At 74.1% G+C, this 16,660-nt stretch carries 16 protein-coding genes; 8 read left to right on the top strand and 8 right to left on the bottom strand.

Features of this window, described 5'->3' with window-relative positions; translation table 11 throughout:
• Positions 1-24: 24 nt before the first annotated feature.
• The 3 genes from msrB to J5Y09_RS12590 form a co-directional block, all read right to left on the bottom strand.
• Positions 25-453 carry a peptide-methionine (R)-S-oxide reductase MsrB gene (msrB, locus tag J5Y09_RS12600; RefSeq protein WP_209352146.1) on the bottom strand — a complete coding sequence of 143 codons (429 nt, stop codon included), beginning with the start codon at positions 451-453 and terminating at the stop codon, positions 25-27.
• Between the two features lie 108 nt (positions 454-561).
• Positions 562-1,113, bottom strand: coding sequence for a peptide-methionine (S)-S-oxide reductase MsrA (msrA, locus tag J5Y09_RS12595; protein WP_209352145.1), 552 nt, complete (start codon positions 1,111-1,113; stop codon positions 562-564).
• A gap of 167 nt (positions 1,114-1,280) precedes the next feature.
• Entirely contained in the window at positions 1,281-5,630 is a 4,350-nt protein-coding gene (locus J5Y09_RS12590) for a calcium-binding protein (protein ID WP_209352144.1), read from the bottom strand.
• A 145-nt stretch (positions 5,631-5,775) separates the two neighbouring features.
• Here J5Y09_RS12590 and J5Y09_RS12585 point away from each other — a divergent pair, with 145 nt between their 5' ends.
• The 3 genes from J5Y09_RS12585 to J5Y09_RS12575 all read left to right on the top strand — a co-directional run bounded on the left by J5Y09_RS12585 (position 5,776) and on the right by J5Y09_RS12575 (position 7,973).
• On the top strand, positions 5,776-6,027 hold the full coding sequence (locus J5Y09_RS12585) for a hypothetical protein (protein WP_209352143.1): 252 nt from the start codon (positions 5,776-5,778) through the stop codon (positions 6,025-6,027).
• A 66-nt stretch (positions 6,028-6,093) separates the two neighbouring features.
• A complete protein-coding gene (locus tag J5Y09_RS12580; RefSeq protein ID WP_245217087.1) occupies positions 6,094-6,738 on the top strand; it encodes an MBL fold metallo-hydrolase in 645 nt (214 codons plus the stop codon).
• Positions 6,735-7,973 carry a serine hydrolase domain-containing protein gene (locus J5Y09_RS12575; protein ID WP_209352142.1) on the top strand — a complete coding sequence of 413 codons (1,239 nt, stop codon included), beginning with the start codon at positions 6,735-6,737 and terminating at the stop codon, positions 7,971-7,973. The genes J5Y09_RS12580 and J5Y09_RS12575 overlap by 4 nt, the downstream gene beginning before the upstream one ends.
• A 143-nt stretch (positions 7,974-8,116) precedes the next feature.
• On the opposite strand, the gene J5Y09_RS12570 is transcribed toward J5Y09_RS12575, so the two are convergent.
• The 4 genes from J5Y09_RS12570 to J5Y09_RS12555 are packed head-to-tail and all read right to left on the bottom strand — an operon-like array spanning position 8,117 to position 11,929.
• Entirely contained in the window at positions 8,117-9,325 is a 1,209-nt protein-coding gene (locus tag J5Y09_RS12570; RefSeq protein ID WP_209352141.1) for an FAD-dependent oxidoreductase, read from the bottom strand.
• Positions 9,322-9,837 (bottom strand): gluconokinase, encoded by a 516-nt coding sequence (locus J5Y09_RS12565; RefSeq protein ID WP_209352140.1) that lies wholly within the window; start codon positions 9,835-9,837, stop codon positions 9,322-9,324. Before J5Y09_RS12565 ends, J5Y09_RS12570 begins: the two co-directional genes overlap by 4 nt.
• Positions 9,834-10,814, bottom strand: coding sequence for a phosphogluconate dehydrogenase (NAD(+)-dependent, decarboxylating) (gene gnd / locus J5Y09_RS12560; protein ID WP_209352139.1), 981 nt, complete (start codon positions 10,812-10,814; stop codon positions 9,834-9,836). The genes J5Y09_RS12565 and gnd overlap by 4 nt, the downstream gene beginning before the upstream one ends.
• Positions 10,815-10,819: 5 nt before the next feature.
• Positions 10,820-11,929 carry a serine hydrolase domain-containing protein gene (locus J5Y09_RS12555; protein ID WP_209352138.1) on the bottom strand — a complete coding sequence of 370 codons (1,110 nt, stop codon included), beginning with the start codon at positions 11,927-11,929 and terminating at the stop codon, positions 10,820-10,822.
• 167 nt (positions 11,930-12,096) lie between these two features.
• Between J5Y09_RS12555 and phnC the strand changes: the two genes are divergently transcribed.
• The 5 genes from phnC (at position 12,097) to J5Y09_RS12530 (ending at position 16,424) form a co-directional block, all read left to right on the top strand.
• Positions 12,097-12,870, top strand: coding sequence for a phosphonate ABC transporter ATP-binding protein (phnC, locus tag J5Y09_RS12550; protein ID WP_209352137.1), 774 nt, complete (start codon positions 12,097-12,099; stop codon positions 12,868-12,870).
• Entirely contained in the window at positions 12,867-13,733 is an 867-nt protein-coding gene (gene phnD, locus J5Y09_RS12545; RefSeq protein WP_209352136.1) for a phosphate/phosphite/phosphonate ABC transporter substrate-binding protein, read from the top strand. Before phnC ends, phnD begins: the two co-directional genes overlap by 4 nt.
• The gene (gene phnE, locus J5Y09_RS12540) at positions 13,730-14,536 is read left to right on the top strand and encodes a phosphonate ABC transporter, permease protein PhnE (RefSeq protein ID WP_209352135.1); all 807 of its coding nucleotides are present in this window, start codon (positions 13,730-13,732) and stop codon (positions 14,534-14,536) included. Before phnD ends, phnE begins: the two co-directional genes overlap by 4 nt.
• Positions 14,533-15,501, top strand: coding sequence for an NAD(P)-dependent oxidoreductase (locus tag J5Y09_RS12535; protein ID WP_209352134.1), 969 nt, complete (start codon positions 14,533-14,535; stop codon positions 15,499-15,501). Before phnE ends, J5Y09_RS12535 begins: the two co-directional genes overlap by 4 nt.
• Positions 15,502-15,755: 254 nt before the next feature.
• A complete protein-coding gene (locus tag J5Y09_RS12530; protein WP_209352133.1) occupies positions 15,756-16,424 on the top strand; it encodes a DsbA family oxidoreductase in 669 nt (222 codons plus the stop codon).
• Positions 16,425-16,436: 12 nt separating this feature from the next.
• On the opposite strand, the gene J5Y09_RS12525 is transcribed toward J5Y09_RS12530, so the two are convergent.
• Positions 16,437-16,616 (bottom strand): hypothetical protein, encoded by a 180-nt coding sequence (locus J5Y09_RS12525; protein WP_209352132.1) that lies wholly within the window; start codon positions 16,614-16,616, stop codon positions 16,437-16,439.
• Positions 16,617-16,660 lie beyond the last annotated feature (44 nt).

Genomic DNA, 16,660 nt, shown 5'->3' with positions numbered 1-16,660 from the left:
CCGCGCCCGGCCTGTTGATGCCGGTCAATCCCCGGCGGGGGTGAAGGCCAGGGAGACCCCGTTCATGCAGAAGCGCTGCCCGGTCGGCGCCGGCCCGTCCGGGAAGACATGGCCCAGATGCCCGCCGCAGGCCGCGCAATGCACCTCGGTCCGCGTCATGAAGAAGGACCGGTCGGTGCGCGTCGCGACCGCGCCCTCGATCGGCGCGAAGAAGGACGGCCAGCCCGTGCCGCTCTCGTACTTCGCGGCGGCGTCGAACAGGGCGGCCCCGCAGCCGGCGCAGGCGAAGGTGCCGGGCCGCTTCTCGGCGTTGAGCGGCGAGGTCCCCGGGCGTTCCGTGCCGTGCTGGCGCAGCACGCGGAAGGCCTCGGGCGACAGGGCGGCACGCCATTCCGCCTCGGTCTTCGTGACCGGGAAGGTCTCCTCGGCCGCCTGGTCGCGCTTGAACAGCATCGTCTCGCTCCTTGTCCTGCATGGCCCGACCCGGCGCCATCGGCGCCCGCCACGGCTGGGCCTGGGGTCGACCGAGGGCGCGAAGGCGCTGCCTTCGCGCGCCCCGCCTCACGCCGCCGGGCGCTTCAGCCGGTCGGCGAAGACCTTGCGCACCTTGGCCACCTTCGGCGCCACCACCACGCGGCAATAGCCCGACCAGGGGTTCCGGGCGAAGTAGTCATGGTGCTCGGGCTCCGCCGGCCAGAAGCGCGCGGCGGGAACCAATTCCGTCACTAGGTCGCCGTCCCACAGGCCGGAGCCCTCGATAGCGGCCATCATCGCGCGCGCGGCCGCCATCTGGGCCTCGTTCTCGGCCACGATGATGGATCGGTATTGCGGCCCGACATCGTTGCCCTGCCGGTCCTTCGTGGTCGGGTCGTGGATCACGAAGAAGACGCGAAGCAGGTCCTCGAAGGACAGTTCCGCCGGGTCGAAGACGACGCGCACGACCTCGGCATGGCCGGTCTTCTTGCCGCAGACCTCCTCGTAGCTCGGGTTGTCCACATGCCCGCCGGCATAGCCCGAGGTGACCGAGACGACGCCGCGCAATTCCTTGAACGCCGCCTCCAGGCACCAGAAGCAGCCGCCGCCCAGCACCGCGCTCTCATGGGTTCCGCTCATCGCGCCGGTCCTTTCATCGCGAGAGCAATATCCGATCAGCCGGAAACGGCTGATCGGATTTCTTGCTCTAGAAGCCATTTATTCTACAGCACGAAATCCGATCACACTGATTCAGTGTGATCGGATGGTGCTGTAGCCATCCAGTTTCGCCAGATGGGGTCGAAAGGTCACGGCAGGAAGACGATGTCCGTCGCCGCCAGGGCGGTGGGGGGCACGCCGGCCAGCAGCACGGAATCCCCCGGGGCGAGGTCGATGACCGCGCCGCTCGCGGTCTGCCGCGTCGCGGCCAGCACGGCGGCGAAATCCGCGAAGCCGAGGCCGCGCAGCAGCAGCCGGTCGGTCCCCGGGGCGAAGTCGCCGATGGCGTCGAGCCCGGCACCGGGCGCGAGCAGGAAGGCGTCGCGCCCGGCCTCCCCGAACAGGATGTCCGCCCCGCCGGCGCCTTCCAGCGTGTCCGCCCCGTCCCGCCCGAACATGGTCTCCGCCCCCGCCCCGCCGGCGATGCGGTTGGACAGGGCGTTGCCGATGCCCGCCCCGGCGCCCTCCAGCACCAGGTGCTCGACATGGTCGGCCAGGGTGAAGGTCCCGCTTCCGCGGGCGAGCAGCGCGTCCACGCCCTGGCCCGCGAGTTCGACGAAGAGGTCGCCGGGGTCCGAGGCGATCGCGGTGTCGTTGCCGAGGTTGCCGTAGAGCAGGTCCCCGCCCGGGCCGCCATCCAGCCAATCCTCCCCCGCGCCGCCGCGGAGGATGTCGCGCAGCGTGTCCTCCCCGCCGCCGGTCATCGTGTCCGCGCCCGCATCGCCGTTGAGGTCGTCCGCCCCCGCGCCGCCGGCGACCGAATCCGCCCCGTCGCCGGCGAAGACCGTGTCGTTGCCGCCTTCCCCCAGCAGCAGGTCGATGCCGCCATTGCCCTGGAGGCGGTCCGCCCCGCCGCCGCCCTGCACCGTGTCCGCGCCCTCCCCGCCGATCAGCAGGTTCCTGCCCTCATTGCCCAGGATGCGCTCGGCCCCCGCCGTGCCGACGGCGAAGCGGTCCCCCGCGCCCGCGCGCAGGACGAACCATTCGATGTTCGGCCGCAGGTACCAGGAGGAGGTGGCGAAGACCGTGTCCGTCCCGCCGCCCGTCGGCTCGAACACCACCTGGTTGGACAGGCCGATCTCATAGGCGTCGTTGCCGGTCAGGCCGAACAGGAAGTCGGCGCCGCCATTGGCGACCATCCGGTCGTTGCCGTCCCCGCCTTCCAGCGTGTCGGCGTTGGCGCCGCCGAACAGGCTGTCGTCGCCCGCCCCGCCGCGCAGGTTGTTGAACCCCGTGCCGCCATTGAGCGTGTCGGCGTCGCCGAAGCCCGACAGCGTGTCGAAGCCCGCCCCGCCCGACAACGCATCCGCCCCCGTGCTGCCCCATAGGCTGTCGGCGAGGTTCGAGCCGATCACGGCCTCGATCCCCAGGATCGTGTCCCCCGCCGCGCCGCCGCCCGCGCTGCCGGCGCCGAGCGCGACCGTCACGCCGCGCGCCGCATCCGCGTAGGACAGGGTGTCGCGCCCCGCCCCGCCCTCCGCGCGGTCGGGCCCCTCCCCGGGCAGCAGCAGGTCGTCATTCTCATCGCCCGACAGCGTGTCGGCGCCGGACCCGCCCTCCAGCGTGTCGTTGCCGGCGCGGCCCTCCAGCTGGTCGGCACCGCCGCCGCCGATCAGCCGGTTGCGGCCCGTCCCGCCGGCGATGGCGATGGCGGCCGTGAGCGCGCCGGCATCCACCCCTTCGAAGCCGGTCGCGAGGCCGCCGCCCGCCACCTGGTCCACCACGCTGTCGAGCGTGACGGTCGCGGGGGCGAACAGCCGCAGCAGGTCGAGCTCGTCGCCGCCATCGATGACGAGGTCCGCGGCGTCGTAGGCGACCGTGTCCTCCCCCGCCCCGGCATCGACGGAATCCGGGCCGGCGCCGCCATCGACGGAATCCGCCCCGTCGAAGCCCTGGAGCGTGTCGGCATCCTCCCCGCCCAGCAGCGTGTCGGCGCCGACGCCGCCATGCAGCCGGTCGAGCCCCGCCCCGCCCGCCAGCGAATCCCGTCCATCCGCGCCCCAGAGGCTGTCGTTGCCGCCGCCCCCGGCGAGCGTGTTGCGGCCGAAGAAGCCGTCCACCTCCTCGATCCCCGGGCCCTCGGCGAAGAGCTCGTCCGCGCCCTCCCCGCCCTCCATCCGGTCCGCGCCCGCGCCGCCCCAGAGCTGGTCGGCCGACCCGCCGCCCGACAGGCTGTCATCCCCCGCGCCGCCGAGCAGCCGGTCGATGCCGCCCTGCCCCGCCAGCGTGTCGGCCCCACCCAGGCCGAAGGCTTCCTGCCCGCCCGCGGCGGCGAGCAGGCTGTCCGCCCCCGCCCCGCCCACCAGCACGCGGAAGGTGCCCGGCGCGAAGGAAGCGGGATCGAGCGCGAGCGCCCCGCCACCCGGCGGCCGCAGCCAGACCACCGCGTCGTCGGCGCCGAGCACCAGGTCCTGGTCGAGATCGACGATGAACCAGCCGCCGGCCGGCGCCCCGCCCAGCGTCGCGGGCAGGAAGAAGGACTGCACGAAGCCCGGCCCGATCCCTTCCCCCGCCAGGGCGATGCCGAGCGGCACCCCGGCCGAGGCGTCCCGCGGCGCCATCGCCCCGCGCCAGACCAGCGGCGCCGGCCCTCCGGGCGCGGCCACCAGCCCGTCCGCGAGGTTCAGGGAGATCACGTCGCCGCCCGCGGCGTCGAGATCGAGCACCCAGTCGGGCGCGGCGCCCGTCGCCTCGTCCAGCCCAGCGGTCGAGAGGTCGATGACGAAGCGGTCCGCGCCCGCGCCGCCGGCGATGGTGTCCGCGCCGGGCCCGCCGGCGAGCGTGTCCGCCTCATCCCCGCCGGCCATGACGTCGTCGCCCTCGCGGCCGAAGAGCTGGTCCGCGCCCTCCCCGCCCGCCAGGCTGTCGGCGCCGCCATCGCCCCAGAGCAGGTCGTCCTCGGTTCCGCCATCCAGCGTGTCGAGCCCGGCGCCGCCGAACAGCGCGTCCCGCCCCGCGCCGCCGGCCAGTGTGTTGCGGTCGGCCGGGTCCTCGGTCTCGGGCGTGAAGGGGTCGGCGGCGTAGAGCGTGTCGAGCCCGTCCCCGCCCTCCAGCCGGTCGGAGCCCGGACCGCCGAGCAATTCGTCCGCGAGGTCCCCGCCCGCCAGCGTGTCGTCGCCGAGCCCGCCCAGCAGCCGGTCCACGCCGTCGCCGCCGGCAAGGCTGTCGTTGCCGCCTTCGCCCCACATGGCGTCGTCGGTGCCGCCGAGGCCGGCCAGCACGTCGTTGCCCGCGCCGCCGAACAGGCCGCCGAAGCCCACGGCGAAATCCTCGGCGACGAAGCCCGCCGCGCCGTCGAGCGGCGCGATGGTGACGCGGATCAGCAGGTCGGCCGGGCCGAACAGGCCGTTGTCGTCGAGGTCCGCCCAGATCTCGAAGGTCCAGGGCAAGCCTTCGACGCGACGCCACAGCACGTCGGCGAAGCCGTCGCCGACCTGCGATGCGGGCAGTTGCACGCCGGACTGGCCATAGCCCTCGAAGGCGAAGTCGCCTTCCGGCACGTGGAAGGCGAGGCCGAGGCCAAGTGCCACCGACCCAGGCAGTTGGATGCGGTCGCCACCCGCGCGGCCGGCGCCGGCGAAATCCGCGATGCGGTCGGGCCGGGCGGGCTCGCTCTGCGGCGCGTCGCGCCGGTCGAAGCGGAACAGGTCGTCCCCGCCGCCTCCTTCCAGCAGGTCGGCCCCGGCGCCGCCTTCCAGCGTGTCGGCGGCGAGGCCGCCCACCAGCGTGTCGTCGCCCGCCCCGCCCGCGAGGCTGTCGCCCACCGCGCCGCCGGCCAGCGAATCGTCGCCCCCGCCGCCGAGCAGCGCGAGGCCCGCCGCGGCGACCGCGCGCGCATCGACGACCAGGCGCGAGCCCGCCGCCTGCGACGTCGCGTCCACGGTGAACAGCGCCCCCGCCCCGGGCGTGGCGGAGGCGACGACGGGGTCGAGGATGGTCAGCGCGATGTCGCCCGCGCCGGTCTCGATGCGCTCGAAGCCGGCGACCATCCCGCCCGCCAGCGTGATGGCGACGGTGCCGGACAGGGCAAGCGTGTCCGCCTCCCCGGCCCCGCCATCGAGGCTGTCCCCCACATCCAGCGCCGCGCCGGCGGTGATCCGGTCGTCGCCCGCGGCGGCCACCACGGTGTCCGACCCGCCGCGGTCGGCCGCGATCCAGTCATCCGCCGCCGTCCCGTTGCGCAGGCTGATGCCCGTGCCGTCGAGGATCAGCACGCTGCCGTCCTGGAACAGCAGGTTGGCCCCGGTGAGCCCCGGCGCGCCGAGCCCGATGCCGGTCAGGCGCAGGGTCTCCGTCCCCGAGGCGAGGACGAGGTCGGCCCCGCTCGCGGTGAAGCGCAGCGTCGCGGCGGCGCGGTCGGGGCCGAAGACCAGCAGGTCCTGGGCCGGGACGAAGGCCAGGCTGCCGCCGGCGACATCGGCGAAGGCGTAGGTGGTCATCGCATACCGCGACAGGAGGAAGGCGGGTTTATCGCGGAATGGTTGGGTTCCGCGCCTCACGTTCCAGCGATGGTGCCGGCTTGCCGCAGATGCGCGCCGGGGTAGCATCGGTCCGGCCGGGGAATGCATTCATGGAGCAGCACCGATGATCCGACGCCGCCTCGCCCTTCTTGCCTTCGCCCTGGCCGCGGCCGCGGGGCTCGGCTTCCTCGGCGGGGAGGCCGCCGCGCAGCAGCGCGGCGTGCATCCCAACATCGATTCCGCGCAGCGCAACCTGCGCGAGGCGCTCGCCGACCTGAACCGCGCGCCGGAGACCTTCGGCGGGCACAAGCAGCGCGCGATCAACCTGATCAACAGCGCGCTCACCGAACTGCGCTCCGCCGAGCGCTTCCGCTGAGCGGGTGGCGCCAGGACGCGGCCGGCGGGCTATAGCATCCTGCCGCGCAACGCCCCGACGGTCCGCATGACGATCGCCGCCGCCATCATCCCGGTCACTCCCTTCCAGCAGAACTGCGCGCTGATCTGGGACGATGCGACGAAGGAAGGCGTGGTCGTCGACCCGGGCGGCGACGCGCCGCAGATCCTCGAGGCCATCGCCCAGGCCGGCGTCGCGGTGAAGCGCATCCTGCTCACCCACGGCCATCTCGACCATGCGGGCGCGGCGGCCGAACTGGCGGAATCCCTGGGCGTGCCGATCGAAGGCCCGCACCGCGCCGACGCCTTCCTGCTCGATGGCCTGCCCGAGCAGGGCGCGCGCTACGGCATGGCCTGCCGCGCCGTCACCCCCGACCGCTGGCTCGAGGAAGGGGAGAGCGTGGAGATCGCCGGCCAGGACTTCGCCGTGCTGCACTGCCCGGGCCATACGCCGGGGCATGTCGTGTTCGTCTCCACGGCGCTGGAGGTCGCGCTGGTGGGCGACGTGATCTTCCGCGGATCCGTCGGGCGCACGGACTTCCCCTATGGCGACCACGACGCGCTGATCTCCTCGATCCGCGGCAAGCTGTTCCCGCTCGGCGACGGGATGCGCTTCGTCTGCGGCCATGGGCCGGGATCGACCTTCGGCGCCGAGCGGCGCTCCAACCCCTATTGCGGAGACGGCGCCGCATGAGCCCCGTGATCGAGACCGACACCCCGCCCCTGACGCCTGCGCGGCCGGAGACGGTGGGCATGTCCTCCGCGCGCCTCGCGCGCATCCGCCCGGCCTTCGAGCGGGAGGTGGCGGAAGGCCGCCTGCCCGGCGCGGTGGTGGCGGTCGCGCGCGACGGGCGGCTGGTGCACCTGGAAGCCGCCGGCTTCCTCGACCCGGTCGCGCGCACGCCGATGCGCGCGGATGCGATGTTCTCCATCGCGTCCATGACCAAGCCGGTCTGCGGCGCGGTCGCGATGAGCCTGGTGGAGGAAGGGCGGCTGCTGCTGTCCGATCCGGTCGGCGCCTATGTGCCGCCGCTGATGGAGGTGCAGGTCGCGCGGCCGACCGAGGCGATGCTGTCCGGCGCCGGCCCGATCGAGGTCGAGCCGCAGCGCCGGCGCATGACGGTGCAGGACGCCGCGCGCCACACCACCGGCTTCGTCTATGGCGGCTTCGGCGGCACGGCGGTGCATGCCGCCCATCCCGGCACCTCCATCACCGTCGCGCGGGACCATGACGCGGACAGCCTGGCGCGCGCACTCGCCGCGACGCCGCTGCGCCACCATCCCGGCGAGCAGTGGGAATACGGGTTCTCCACCGACGTGCTGGGCCTCGTCGCCGGCGCGGCGGGCGGGGCCTCGCTGGGCACGCTGATGCGAAGCCGCATCTTCGACCCGCTCGGCATGGCCGAGACCGGCTACGTGCTGCCGGCGGAGAAGGCCGGGCGCTTCGCGAAGCCGCTGCCCACCTGCCCCATCACCGGCGCGGCGCAATCCGTCGCGGCGCCGCTCGCGCCGCCGAAGCTGGAAGTGGGCGGGGCGGGGCTGGTCTCGACCGCATCCGACTATATCCGCTTCGCCGAGATGCTGCGCGCGGGCGGGTCCTTCGGCGGTGCGCGGGTGCTCTCGCCCGCCACGGTGCGCTGGATGGCATCCGACCACCTGCAGGGGATCGCGGGCGGGCCGGACCGGATGGATCCGGGACTGACGGGCTACGGCTTCGGCGTGACGGTCGCGGTGCGCCGCAACGCGGGCGGGTCGGCATTCATGGGCGCGCCCGGCGCCTTCGGCTGGTCGGGCGTCTTCGGCACCTATTTCTGGGTCGACCCGGCGGAACGGCTCGCGGTGGTGCTGATGGCGCACGCGCCGGGCGAGATGCGGCTGCGCTACCGGCGGCTGGTGAACATGCTGGTGTACCAGGCGCTGGAGCGCTGATTCCAGCCGCACGAAGGTTCCACCTTCGTGCCCTCAAACGCCGGCGCTTCGCTTGGCTCGCCGCACTCGCGGCGGGCCGCATTCGCGGCCTCGCCCGCCTTCGGCGGGCGCAGGTCGGAACTTGGTGCGGTTGGCATGATAGGCTACGCCCCGCTGGCGAGCCGTTCCGGCGTGGCGTGTGTCAGCACGCCCGTCTTCAGCCCAGCCAGCGTGCGCACCATCTCCCGCCGCAGCCAGGGGACGATGCGCAGCCGGTCGAAGGTCGCGTCCCGCACCCAGGCAAGCGCGGCCGAATCCGACTGGAAGAAGGGCGTCATCAGCGCGCTGGCGCGCTGGTAGAAGCGCACATGCGCCCGCCGCGCCGCGGCGTAGCGGGCGAAGGCGGCCTCATGCGCCGGCTCCGCCGCCAGCGCATCCGCCAGCGCGAGCGCGTCGAGCAGCGCGCTGTTCGCCCCCTGCCCGAGTTGCGGCGACGTCGCATGCGCCGCATCGCCCAGCAGCACCAGCCGCCCGCGCCAGGGCCGCTTGCTCGTGAACTGGATGTAGGCGGCCGGCGTGAAGGCCCCAGGCCCCGGCAGCGCGGCCAGCACCGGGGAAATGGGTGGCCACAGCGCCGAGGCGTCCGCCCGCCATTCGTCGAACCGCGCCGCCCAGGCGGCGTGCTCGCCGGGCTTGAGCGACCAGAACAGCGCGGCGAGCGGCGGCCCGCCCGGCGTGGCGCGCCCGACCGGCAGCCAGCCCAGCATCACCCGAGCCGCGACGTAGCGCTGCAGCAGCATCCCCGGCGCGAGGCCCGGATCGGGCACGCTCGCCCAGACCGCGCCATAGGCGAAGGCGCGCGGCGGCGTCGCATCCACCTGCGCGCGCAGCGCGGACCGCGCGCCCGTCGCGTCGATGGCGAGCTCGGCTTCCGCCAGCACGGCGCCGTCCGTGGCGAGCAGCTCGATCCCCGTCGGCGTCTCCCGCGTACGGGCCACCGCGCTGCCGGTCGCGATCCGCGCGCCGGATGCCGCGAAGGCGCGCCACAGCACGCCATGAAGCGCGGCGCGATGCACCGCGAGCGCATGCAGACCCGGCGCGAGGTCGCCATAGCCGAGGTCGAACACCGTCGCACCGCGGTCGGTCGTGCCGTGCAGCCGGGTGATGGGCGCGCCGAGGGCCGCGATCTCCTCCAGCAGGCCGAGCCGCGCCAGCGCCGCGAGCCCCGTCGGCTGCAGCATCAGGCCCGAGCCGACCGGCGCCGGTTCGGCGAAGCGTTCATGCAGCGCGACCCGATGCCCCGCGCGGGCGAGCAGCGTCGCGACGGCCAGGCCGGCGACGCCGGCGCCGACCACGGCGACGCGGCGCGTCACGCGACGTCGCCGCGCCGGCGCAGCGCCGCGAAGCCTTTCGCCGCGATCTCCTCCGGCGGCGGATCGACATCGAGGTCGATCACATCCGCTTCCGTCTCGGGAAGCTCGAGCGCGGCGAACTGGCTCGCGATCAGGCTCGCCGGCATGTAGTGGCCCTGCCGCGCCGCCTGCCGCGCCATGATCAGCGACGGATCGCCCGTCAGGTGCAGGAAGCGCACATCGCCCTGCCCGTCGCGCAGCCGGTCGCGATAGGCGCGCTTCAGCGCGGAACAGGCGAGCACCACGCCCGTCCCGCCCTTGCGCGCGGTGTCGATGCGCGCGGCGAGGGCGGCGAGCCAGGGCCAGCGATCCTCGTCCATCAGCGGCGTGCCGGCGCGCATCTTCTCCACATTCTCGGGCGGGTGGAAGGCGTCGCCATCCTCGAAGGGCCAGCCGAGCCGTGCCGCGAGCAGCGCGCCGACGGTGGACTTGCCGCTGCCCGACACGCCCATCAGCACGATGGCCGCGATCATCCCTTCTTCGGCTCCAGATGCCCGCCGAAGCCCGCGCGCATGGCCGACAGCGCGCGCGCGCCGAAGCGTGCGTCGTCGCGCGTGGCGAAGCGGGCGAACAGCGCCGCGGTCAGCACCGGGGCGGCCACGCCCGTTTCCACCGCCTGCTGCACCGTCCAGCGCCCCTCGCCGGAATCGCCGACGCGGCCGGCGTATTTCTCGAGCGCCGGATCCTGGGCCAGCGCCGTCGCCGTCAGGTCGAGCAGCCAGGACGTGATGACCGAGCCGCGCCGCCAGACCTCCGCGACATCGGCGACATCCACCGTGATGCGATGGTCTTCCGGCAGGTCCGGGCTGTCGGCCGCGCGCAGCAGGTCGAGCCCTTCGGCCAGCGCCTGCATCATCCCGTACTCGATGCCGTTATGGACCATCTTGACCAGGTGCCCGGCGCCATGGCCGCCGCAATGCAGCCAGCCCTGCTCGACATTCGGCGCGCGGCCTTCGCGGCGCGGCGTGGCGGGAATCTCGCCCCGCCCCGGCGCCAGCGCGTCGAAGATCGGCGCAAGCCGCGCGACGGGTTCGGGCTTGCCGCCGATCATCAGGCAGTAGCCGCGCTCGAGCCCCCAGACGCCGCCCGAGGTGCCGATGTCGAGATAGTCGATGCCCCGCGCGCCGAGCGCGGCGGCGCGGCGCACATCGTCCTTCCACTGCGTGTTGCCGCCATCGATCGCGACGTCGCCGGGCGACAGCAGGTCGCCGAGTGCGGCGATCGCCTGCTCGGTGGGCTCGCCATGCGGCAGCATGACCCAGACGGCGCGCGGCGCGGCCAGCGTGCCGACCAGCGCCGCCATGTCAGCCGCGCCGGTCGCGCCATCCGCCACCACGGCGGCGACCGCGGCAGGGTCGCGGTCCCACACGACGCAGCGATGGCCCGCGCGCATCAGGCGGCGCGCGATGTTCGCGCCCATGCGGCCGAGGCCGACGATCCCGATCTGCATCGCCGTCAGCCCCCCAGCGCCGCGCGCACGCGCCCGACGAAGCCGTCCATCGCCGCCGGGTCGGTCCAGCGCAGCACCGCGACGATGCCGGAGGACGGATCCACCCAGGTGAGGTTGCCGCCCGCGCCCGACGCGAAGAAGGCGTCCCGCGCCGCGGAGGGGAAGCGCGTGCCGTCCGCGTTCAGCCACCAGAGGAAGCCGTATTGCGCGTTCAGCGGGCAGGGTTGCGTGGACAGCGCGAACCATTCCTGAGGGATCAGCCGCGTGCCCGCCCAGGCCCCGCGCGCGAGCGCGAGCAGCCCGACGCGCGCCTGGTCCTCGGCATGGATCGACATGCCGCCGCCCCAATGCGTGCCGCCGGGGACGGACTGGACGCGCCGCCCATCCGCCAGCGTCACCCAGGACGTGCGGTAGCCGTCCCAGCGCCAGTCGCGGGAGGCACCGATGGGGGCGAGCACGCGCTCGGCGAAGACCTCCGGCAGCGGGCGCTGGAAGCGCCGCAGCAGCGCGAGCGAGAGCCGGTTCACCCGCACGTCGTTGTATTCCCAATGCGTGCCCGGGGCGGCGAGCGCGCGGCTGCCCTTCCTGCCCTGCCCTTCCACGCCGAGGTTACGGCCGCGGTCGATCGTGTCCGCCTTGCCGAACAGCTCGCCCTCCCATTCGGAGGTGTTGGTCAGCAGGTGCCGCCAGGTGACGGGGGCGTTCTGCGGCCCGTCGAAGCCGCCATCGTCCACCGTCTCCCGCACCGGGCGGTCGATGTCGGGGATCAGCCCGTCCGCGACCGCGATGCCGGCGAGCATCGAAAGGTAGGATTTCGCGACCGAGAAGGTCTGGCTCACCTCCCGCGTTTCGCCCCAGCGGGCGACGAGCACGCCGTGGCGGGTGACGAGGCCACAGGGCCCGCCGCGCGGCCAGAGGGGCCCGAGCACCTCGTTGTCCGGCGGCGGCTCGAACCCGCCGCGGCCGATATGGCCGGCGAGGTCGCGCGGCCAGGGCGTTTCATGCGCGGCGGCGAAGGCCACGGCGTCGGCCAGGCGCGCGGGGTCGAAGCCCGCCGCGGCGGGCGCGGCCTCGGGCCAGGGGAAGGGATCGGCGGCGGGGAAGGTGATGGACATGGGCGGAGACTGCGCGGAAGCGCTCGCCCTTCCAAGGGGGCCGGCGGCGACGGATGACCGGCCGCCTCCTCCGCACCCGGCCGAGCATGTCACGGAAGCATCTCGAAAGCGTCACGCGACCGCAAGGCGGGCAGCCTACGTCCCGCGCCGCCGGAGGCCCAGACAACATGATCCGCGTCGAGCAGGTGGAGGTCGTCTATCCGAGCGGAACGCGCGCGCTCGCGCCGGTTTCGCTGGCCTTCGCGCCGGGCGCCTTCACCGTGCTCCTCGGCGCGTCCGGCGCCGGCAAGTCGACCCTGCTGCGCAGCCTGAACGGGCTGGTGCGGCCGAGCGCGGGACGCGTGGTCGCGGCCGATGCCGGGGACATCGCCCGGCCCGCGGCGTTGCGCGCGCATCGCCGCCGTACGGGCATGATCTTCCAGCAGCACCAGTTGATCGGCCGCGTCAGCGTGCTGGGCAACGTGCTGACAGGGCGGCTCGGCTACCATTCGGCGCTGCGCAGCCTCTGGCCGCTGCCGCAGGCGGAAAAGCTCGCCGCGCTTGCCGCCATCGAGCGCGTCGGGCTGATCGACTACGCGCTGCGCCGCGCCGACCAGCTCTCGGGCGGGCAGCAGCAGCGCGTCGGCATCGCCCGCGCGCTGGTCCAGCAGCCGCGCCTGATCCTGGCGGACGAGCCGGTGGCGAGCCTCGACCCGGCGACGGCCGAACGCGTGCTCTCGCTGCTCGCCGCGATCTGCCGGGAGGACGGGCTGACCGCGATCGTCTCCCTCCACCAACTCGATTTCGCGCGGCGCTTCGCCGACCGGATCGTCGCGCTGGCGCAGGGCCGGGTCGTGTTCGACGGCCCGCCCGCCGCGCTCGATGCCGCCGCCGTCGCCCGCATCTACGGCGCCGCGCCGCCGGACGCCTACGCATCCCAGCCCGAGGAGGCCTTCGCATGAACCGCCGCACGCTGCTCGCCGCCCTGCCCATCGTCGCCATGCCCGGGCTCGCACTGGCCCAGGCGCGCGACCCGCGCCGCCTGCGCGTGGCGCTGCTGCCGGACGAGAACGCCTCGACGCTGATCCAGAACGCGCAGCCGCTGAAGGCGCATCTGGAACGCGTGCTGTCGCGCGAGATCGAGCTGGTGGTGACGACCGACTATTCCTCGATGATCGAGGCGATGCGCTTCGGCCGGATCGAGGTCGCCTATTTCGGCCCCTTCTCCTACGTGCTGGCGAAGTCGCGCGCGCCGGGGATCGAGCCCTTCGCCGTCGGGATCGAGCGGGGCTCGCCCACCTACCAGTCCGTGATCGTCGCCACCGCCGACGGGCCGGTGAAGGCGCTGGGCGATGTCCGCGGCCGGCCCTTCGGCTTCGGCGACCAGGCCTCGACCTCCTCCCACCTCATCCCCCGCGCGCTGCTGCTGACGCGCGCGCAGCTCAAGGGCGGGGACGACTATCGCCCGGTCCATCTCGGCACGCATGACGCGGTGGCGCGCGCGGTGCAGAACGGCCAGGTGCCGGCGGGCGCGCTCTCCAAGGCGATCCTCGACGTGCTGTTCGAGCGCGGCACGGTCGACCGCGCGAAGGTCGTCGAGATCACGCTGTCGGACCCGATCCCGAACTATCCGATGGTCATGCAGGGCAACCTCGCCGACCCCCTCAAGGCGGCGATCCGCGACGCCTTCCTGAACCTGCGCGATCCAGCGGTGCTCGGCGCCTTCCGCGTGCAGGGCTTCGCGCCCACGACCGACGCCGCCTACGACATCCTGCGGGAGACCGCGCGGGTGCTCGAACTCGACCTCGGCCGCATGCGCGGATGAGCGGCGCGGCGCTCCGCCACGAGGCGATCCTCGGTGCCGCGCGGCGCGATTCGCTGCGGCACGCGGGGCTGGTCGGCATCGTGCTCGCCGCCTGCCTCGCCGCGCTGTGGCAGACCGGCTTCCTCGACGCGGAGCGCTTCCTCGAAGGCGCGCCCGCGCTCGCCCAGCTGTTCGGGGAGATGATGCCGCCCGACTTCTCCCGCTGGCGGTCCTGGCTGCGCCCGCTCGCGGACACGCTGGCGATGTCGGTCGCCGGCACCGTGCTGGCCGTGGCGCTCTCGCTCCCGCTCGCGCTGCTGGCCGCGCCGAACACCGCGCCGCACCCGGCGGTGATGGTGGCGGTGCGCACGCTGCTCGCCTTCCTGCGCTCGGTGCCCGAGATCATCATGGGCATCATCTTCGTCGCCGCTGTGGGCTTCGGCGCGCTGCCGGGCGTGCTCGCGCTCGGGCTGCATTCGGTCGGCATGGTGGGAAAGTTCTACGCCGAGGCGATCGAACACGCCGACCCGAGGCCGCTCGAGGCCGCGCGCGCGGCCGGCGCCTCCGGCGTCCAGGTGGTCAGCCATGCCGTTCTGCCGCAGGTGATCCCGCAACTCGCCGACATCACCATCTACCGCTGGGAATACCATTTCCGCGCCTCCGCCGTGCTCGGCATCGTCGGTGCCGGCGGCATCGGCTTCGAACTGATCGCGGCACTCCGGCTGCTCGACTACCAGCAGGTCTCGGCCATCCTGCTCGCGATCCTCGGCTGCGTGGTGATCGTCGATGGCATTGGCGCCACGCTGCGCAGGAGACTCAAATGACCCGGCCGCTGATCCTCGCCACCGCGCGCATCTTCCCGCAGACGCGCGATGCGCTCGCGCCGCTGGGCGAGGTCGTGGCGAACGAGGCTATCGAGCCCTGGCCGGAGGAGGAGCGCCGCGCCCGCGCCGCGCGCGCCGATGCGCTGCTCGCCTTCATGACCGACCGGGTCGATGAAGGCTTCCTCGCCGCCGCGCCACGGCTGCGCATCGTCGCCTGCGCGCTCAAGGGCGCGGACAATTTCGACCTGGACGCCTGCCGGGCGCGCGGCGTCGCCGTCTCCCTGGTGCCGGATTTGCTGACGGCGCCCACGGCCGAGCTCGCCATCGGCCTGGCCATCGGGCTCGGGCGACATCTGCGCGACGGCGATGCGGCGGTGCGCGGCGGGGGCTTTTCCGGCTGGCGGCCGGTGCTCTACGGCCAGGGGCTGGACGGCGCCACGGTCGCGGTGCTCGGACTCGGCGCGCTCGGCGGCGCGATCTGCGCGCGGCTCCAGCCCTTCGGCTGCCGCGTCCTGGGCGTGGATCCCTCGCGGCCCGCGCCGCCCGGTGTCGAGGCGACGGCGCTGGAGGACGCGCTGGCGCGCGCCGACCTCGTGATCGCCGCGCTGCCGCTGCTGCCCGGAACGCTGCACCTGGTCGACGCGGCGCGGCTCGCGCTGCTCAGGCCCGGCGCGCTGCTGGTCAATGTCGGGCGCGGCTCCACGGTCAGCGAGGCGGCGGTGGCCGACGCGCTGGCCGCCGGGCGCCTCGGCGGCTACGGCGCGGACGTGTTCGAGCTGGAGGACTGGGCGATCGAGGCCCGGCCACGGGCGATCGAGCCGCGCCTGCTCGCCCATCCGCGCACGCTGTTCACGCCGCATCTGGGCTCGGCGGTCGAGCAGGTGCGCCGCGCGATCGAGCTGCGCGCCGCGGCGAACATCGCCGACATGCTGGAAGGGTGCCCGCCGCGCGACCGCGTGGCGTAGGGCGATATCGAGTCGGCCGGGAAGGGCTGATCGGACGCCCTGCCCGTGAACCGTCGATCCGCCGGCACGACAGCCGGTCGCACCGATCCGGCGTGGCCGGATCGCCCCGTCGCGGGCGCCGCACCGGCCGCGATCGCGAGCCATGGGTGGCGGCGGGTATCGGGACGCCCAGGCGCGGGCGGCGCCCCGCGCCTTGCCGGGCGGGCTGGCCGGACCCATCCTCCGCGCCGGACATCCGGCCCAAGGAGCCTGCCATGGACACCGCCCCCGCGACCGCCGGCCGGCTCGAGATCGTCTCCGACGCCATCTGCCCCTGGTGCTGGATCGGCAAGGCGCAGCTGGACGCGGCGCTGGCGCGGCTGGCCGAGGAAGGGCTCGTCTTCGATCTCGGCTGGCTGCCCTTCCAGCTGAACCCGGAGATGCCGGCGGGCGGCGTCGACCGCCGCGCCTACCGCACGGAGAAGTTCGGCTCCTGGGAGAAGTCGCTCGAACTCGATGCGCGGGTGGCCGATGCGGGCCGCGCCGCCGGGCTCGCCTTCCGCCACGACCTGATGGCGCGCACGCCCAACACGGTCGAGGCGCATCGCCTGGTGAAGCTCGCCGGCCCCGCCCAGCACGCCGTCGTGGACCGGCTGTTCCGCGCCTATTTCCAGGAAGGCCAGGACATCGGCGACGCCGCGACCCTGGCCACGCTCGGCGCCGAGGCCGGCATGGCGGAGGAGGGGCTCGCCGCCTTCGGGGACAGCGACGCGGTGCGGGAGGAGGTGATGGCCGAATCCCTCGGCCTGTCGCAGGCGGGGATTTCGGGCGTGCCGTCCTTTCTGCTCGACCGCCACTTCCTGTTCTCGGGCGCCATGCCGGCGGACCGGATGGCGGACGGGCTCAGGCGGGCGGTCGCGATCCTGCGCTCGCGCGCGGCGTAGCGCCCGGGGCGCTCAGGCGCCGCCGGCCCAGAGCGCAATCTCGGCCGCCGCCCAGGCCAGGGCGAGGAAGCTGGTGAAGTCGCGCATGGCGCGGCGCACCAGGCGGCGGCGCGGCGTCGCCGGCACGAAACGGACAGCAACGGGACAGGGCGGGATGACCAGGGAGAGGTCGTCGGCGGTGCGCGTGCTCATGGCAAAGATAAGAACAAAACACGAACATCAATGCAAGCCCCCGT

Source organism: Roseomonas nitratireducens (assembly GCF_017813355.1).
Taxonomy (GTDB): domain Bacteria; phylum Pseudomonadota; class Alphaproteobacteria; order Acetobacterales; family Acetobacteraceae; genus Neoroseomonas; species Neoroseomonas nitratireducens.
Note: the sequence above shows the minus strand (reverse complement) of the source record. Positions and strands in the feature narration are given on the sequence as shown.

Bases quoted from the DNA above. Each gene is read 5' to 3' on its own strand.
- msrB (WP_209352146.1), bottom strand. From the start codon at position 453: ATGCTGTTCAAGCGCGACCAGGCGGCCGAGGAGACCTTCCCGGTCACG.
- J5Y09_RS12555 (WP_209352138.1), bottom strand. From the start codon at position 11,929: ATGTCCATCACCTTCCCCGCCGCCGATCCCTTCCCCTGGCCCGAGGCC.
- J5Y09_RS12575 (WP_209352142.1), top strand. From the start codon at position 6,735: ATGAGCCCCGTGATCGAGACCGACACCCCGCCCCTGACGCCTGCGCGG.
- J5Y09_RS12525 (WP_209352132.1), bottom strand. From the start codon at position 16,616: ATGAGCACGCGCACCGCCGACGACCTCTCCCTGGTCATCCCGCCCTGT.
- J5Y09_RS12530 (WP_209352133.1), top strand. From the start codon at position 15,756: ATGGACACCGCCCCCGCGACCGCCGGCCGGCTCGAGATCGTCTCCGAC.
- phnE (WP_209352135.1), top strand. From the start codon at position 13,730: ATGAGCGGCGCGGCGCTCCGCCACGAGGCGATCCTCGGTGCCGCGCGG.
- J5Y09_RS12565 (WP_209352140.1), bottom strand. From the start codon at position 9,837: ATGATCGCGGCCATCGTGCTGATGGGCGTGTCGGGCAGCGGCAAGTCC.
- phnD (WP_209352136.1), top strand. From the start codon at position 12,867: ATGAACCGCCGCACGCTGCTCGCCGCCCTGCCCATCGTCGCCATGCCC.
- J5Y09_RS12585 (WP_209352143.1), top strand. From the start codon at position 5,776: ATGATCCGACGCCGCCTCGCCCTTCTTGCCTTCGCCCTGGCCGCGGCC.
- msrA (WP_209352145.1), bottom strand. From the start codon at position 1,113: ATGAGCGGAACCCATGAGAGCGCGGTGCTGGGCGGCGGCTGCTTCTGG.
- phnC (WP_209352137.1), top strand. From the start codon at position 12,097: ATGATCCGCGTCGAGCAGGTGGAGGTCGTCTATCCGAGCGGAACGCGC.
- J5Y09_RS12580 (WP_245217087.1), top strand. From the start codon at position 6,094: ATGACGATCGCCGCCGCCATCATCCCGGTCACTCCCTTCCAGCAGAAC.
- J5Y09_RS12590 (WP_209352144.1), bottom strand. From the start codon at position 5,630: ATGACCACCTACGCCTTCGCCGATGTCGCCGGCGGCAGCCTGGCCTTC.
- gnd (WP_209352139.1), bottom strand. From the start codon at position 10,814: ATGCAGATCGGGATCGTCGGCCTCGGCCGCATGGGCGCGAACATCGCG.
- J5Y09_RS12535 (WP_209352134.1), top strand. From the start codon at position 14,533: ATGACCCGGCCGCTGATCCTCGCCACCGCGCGCATCTTCCCGCAGACG.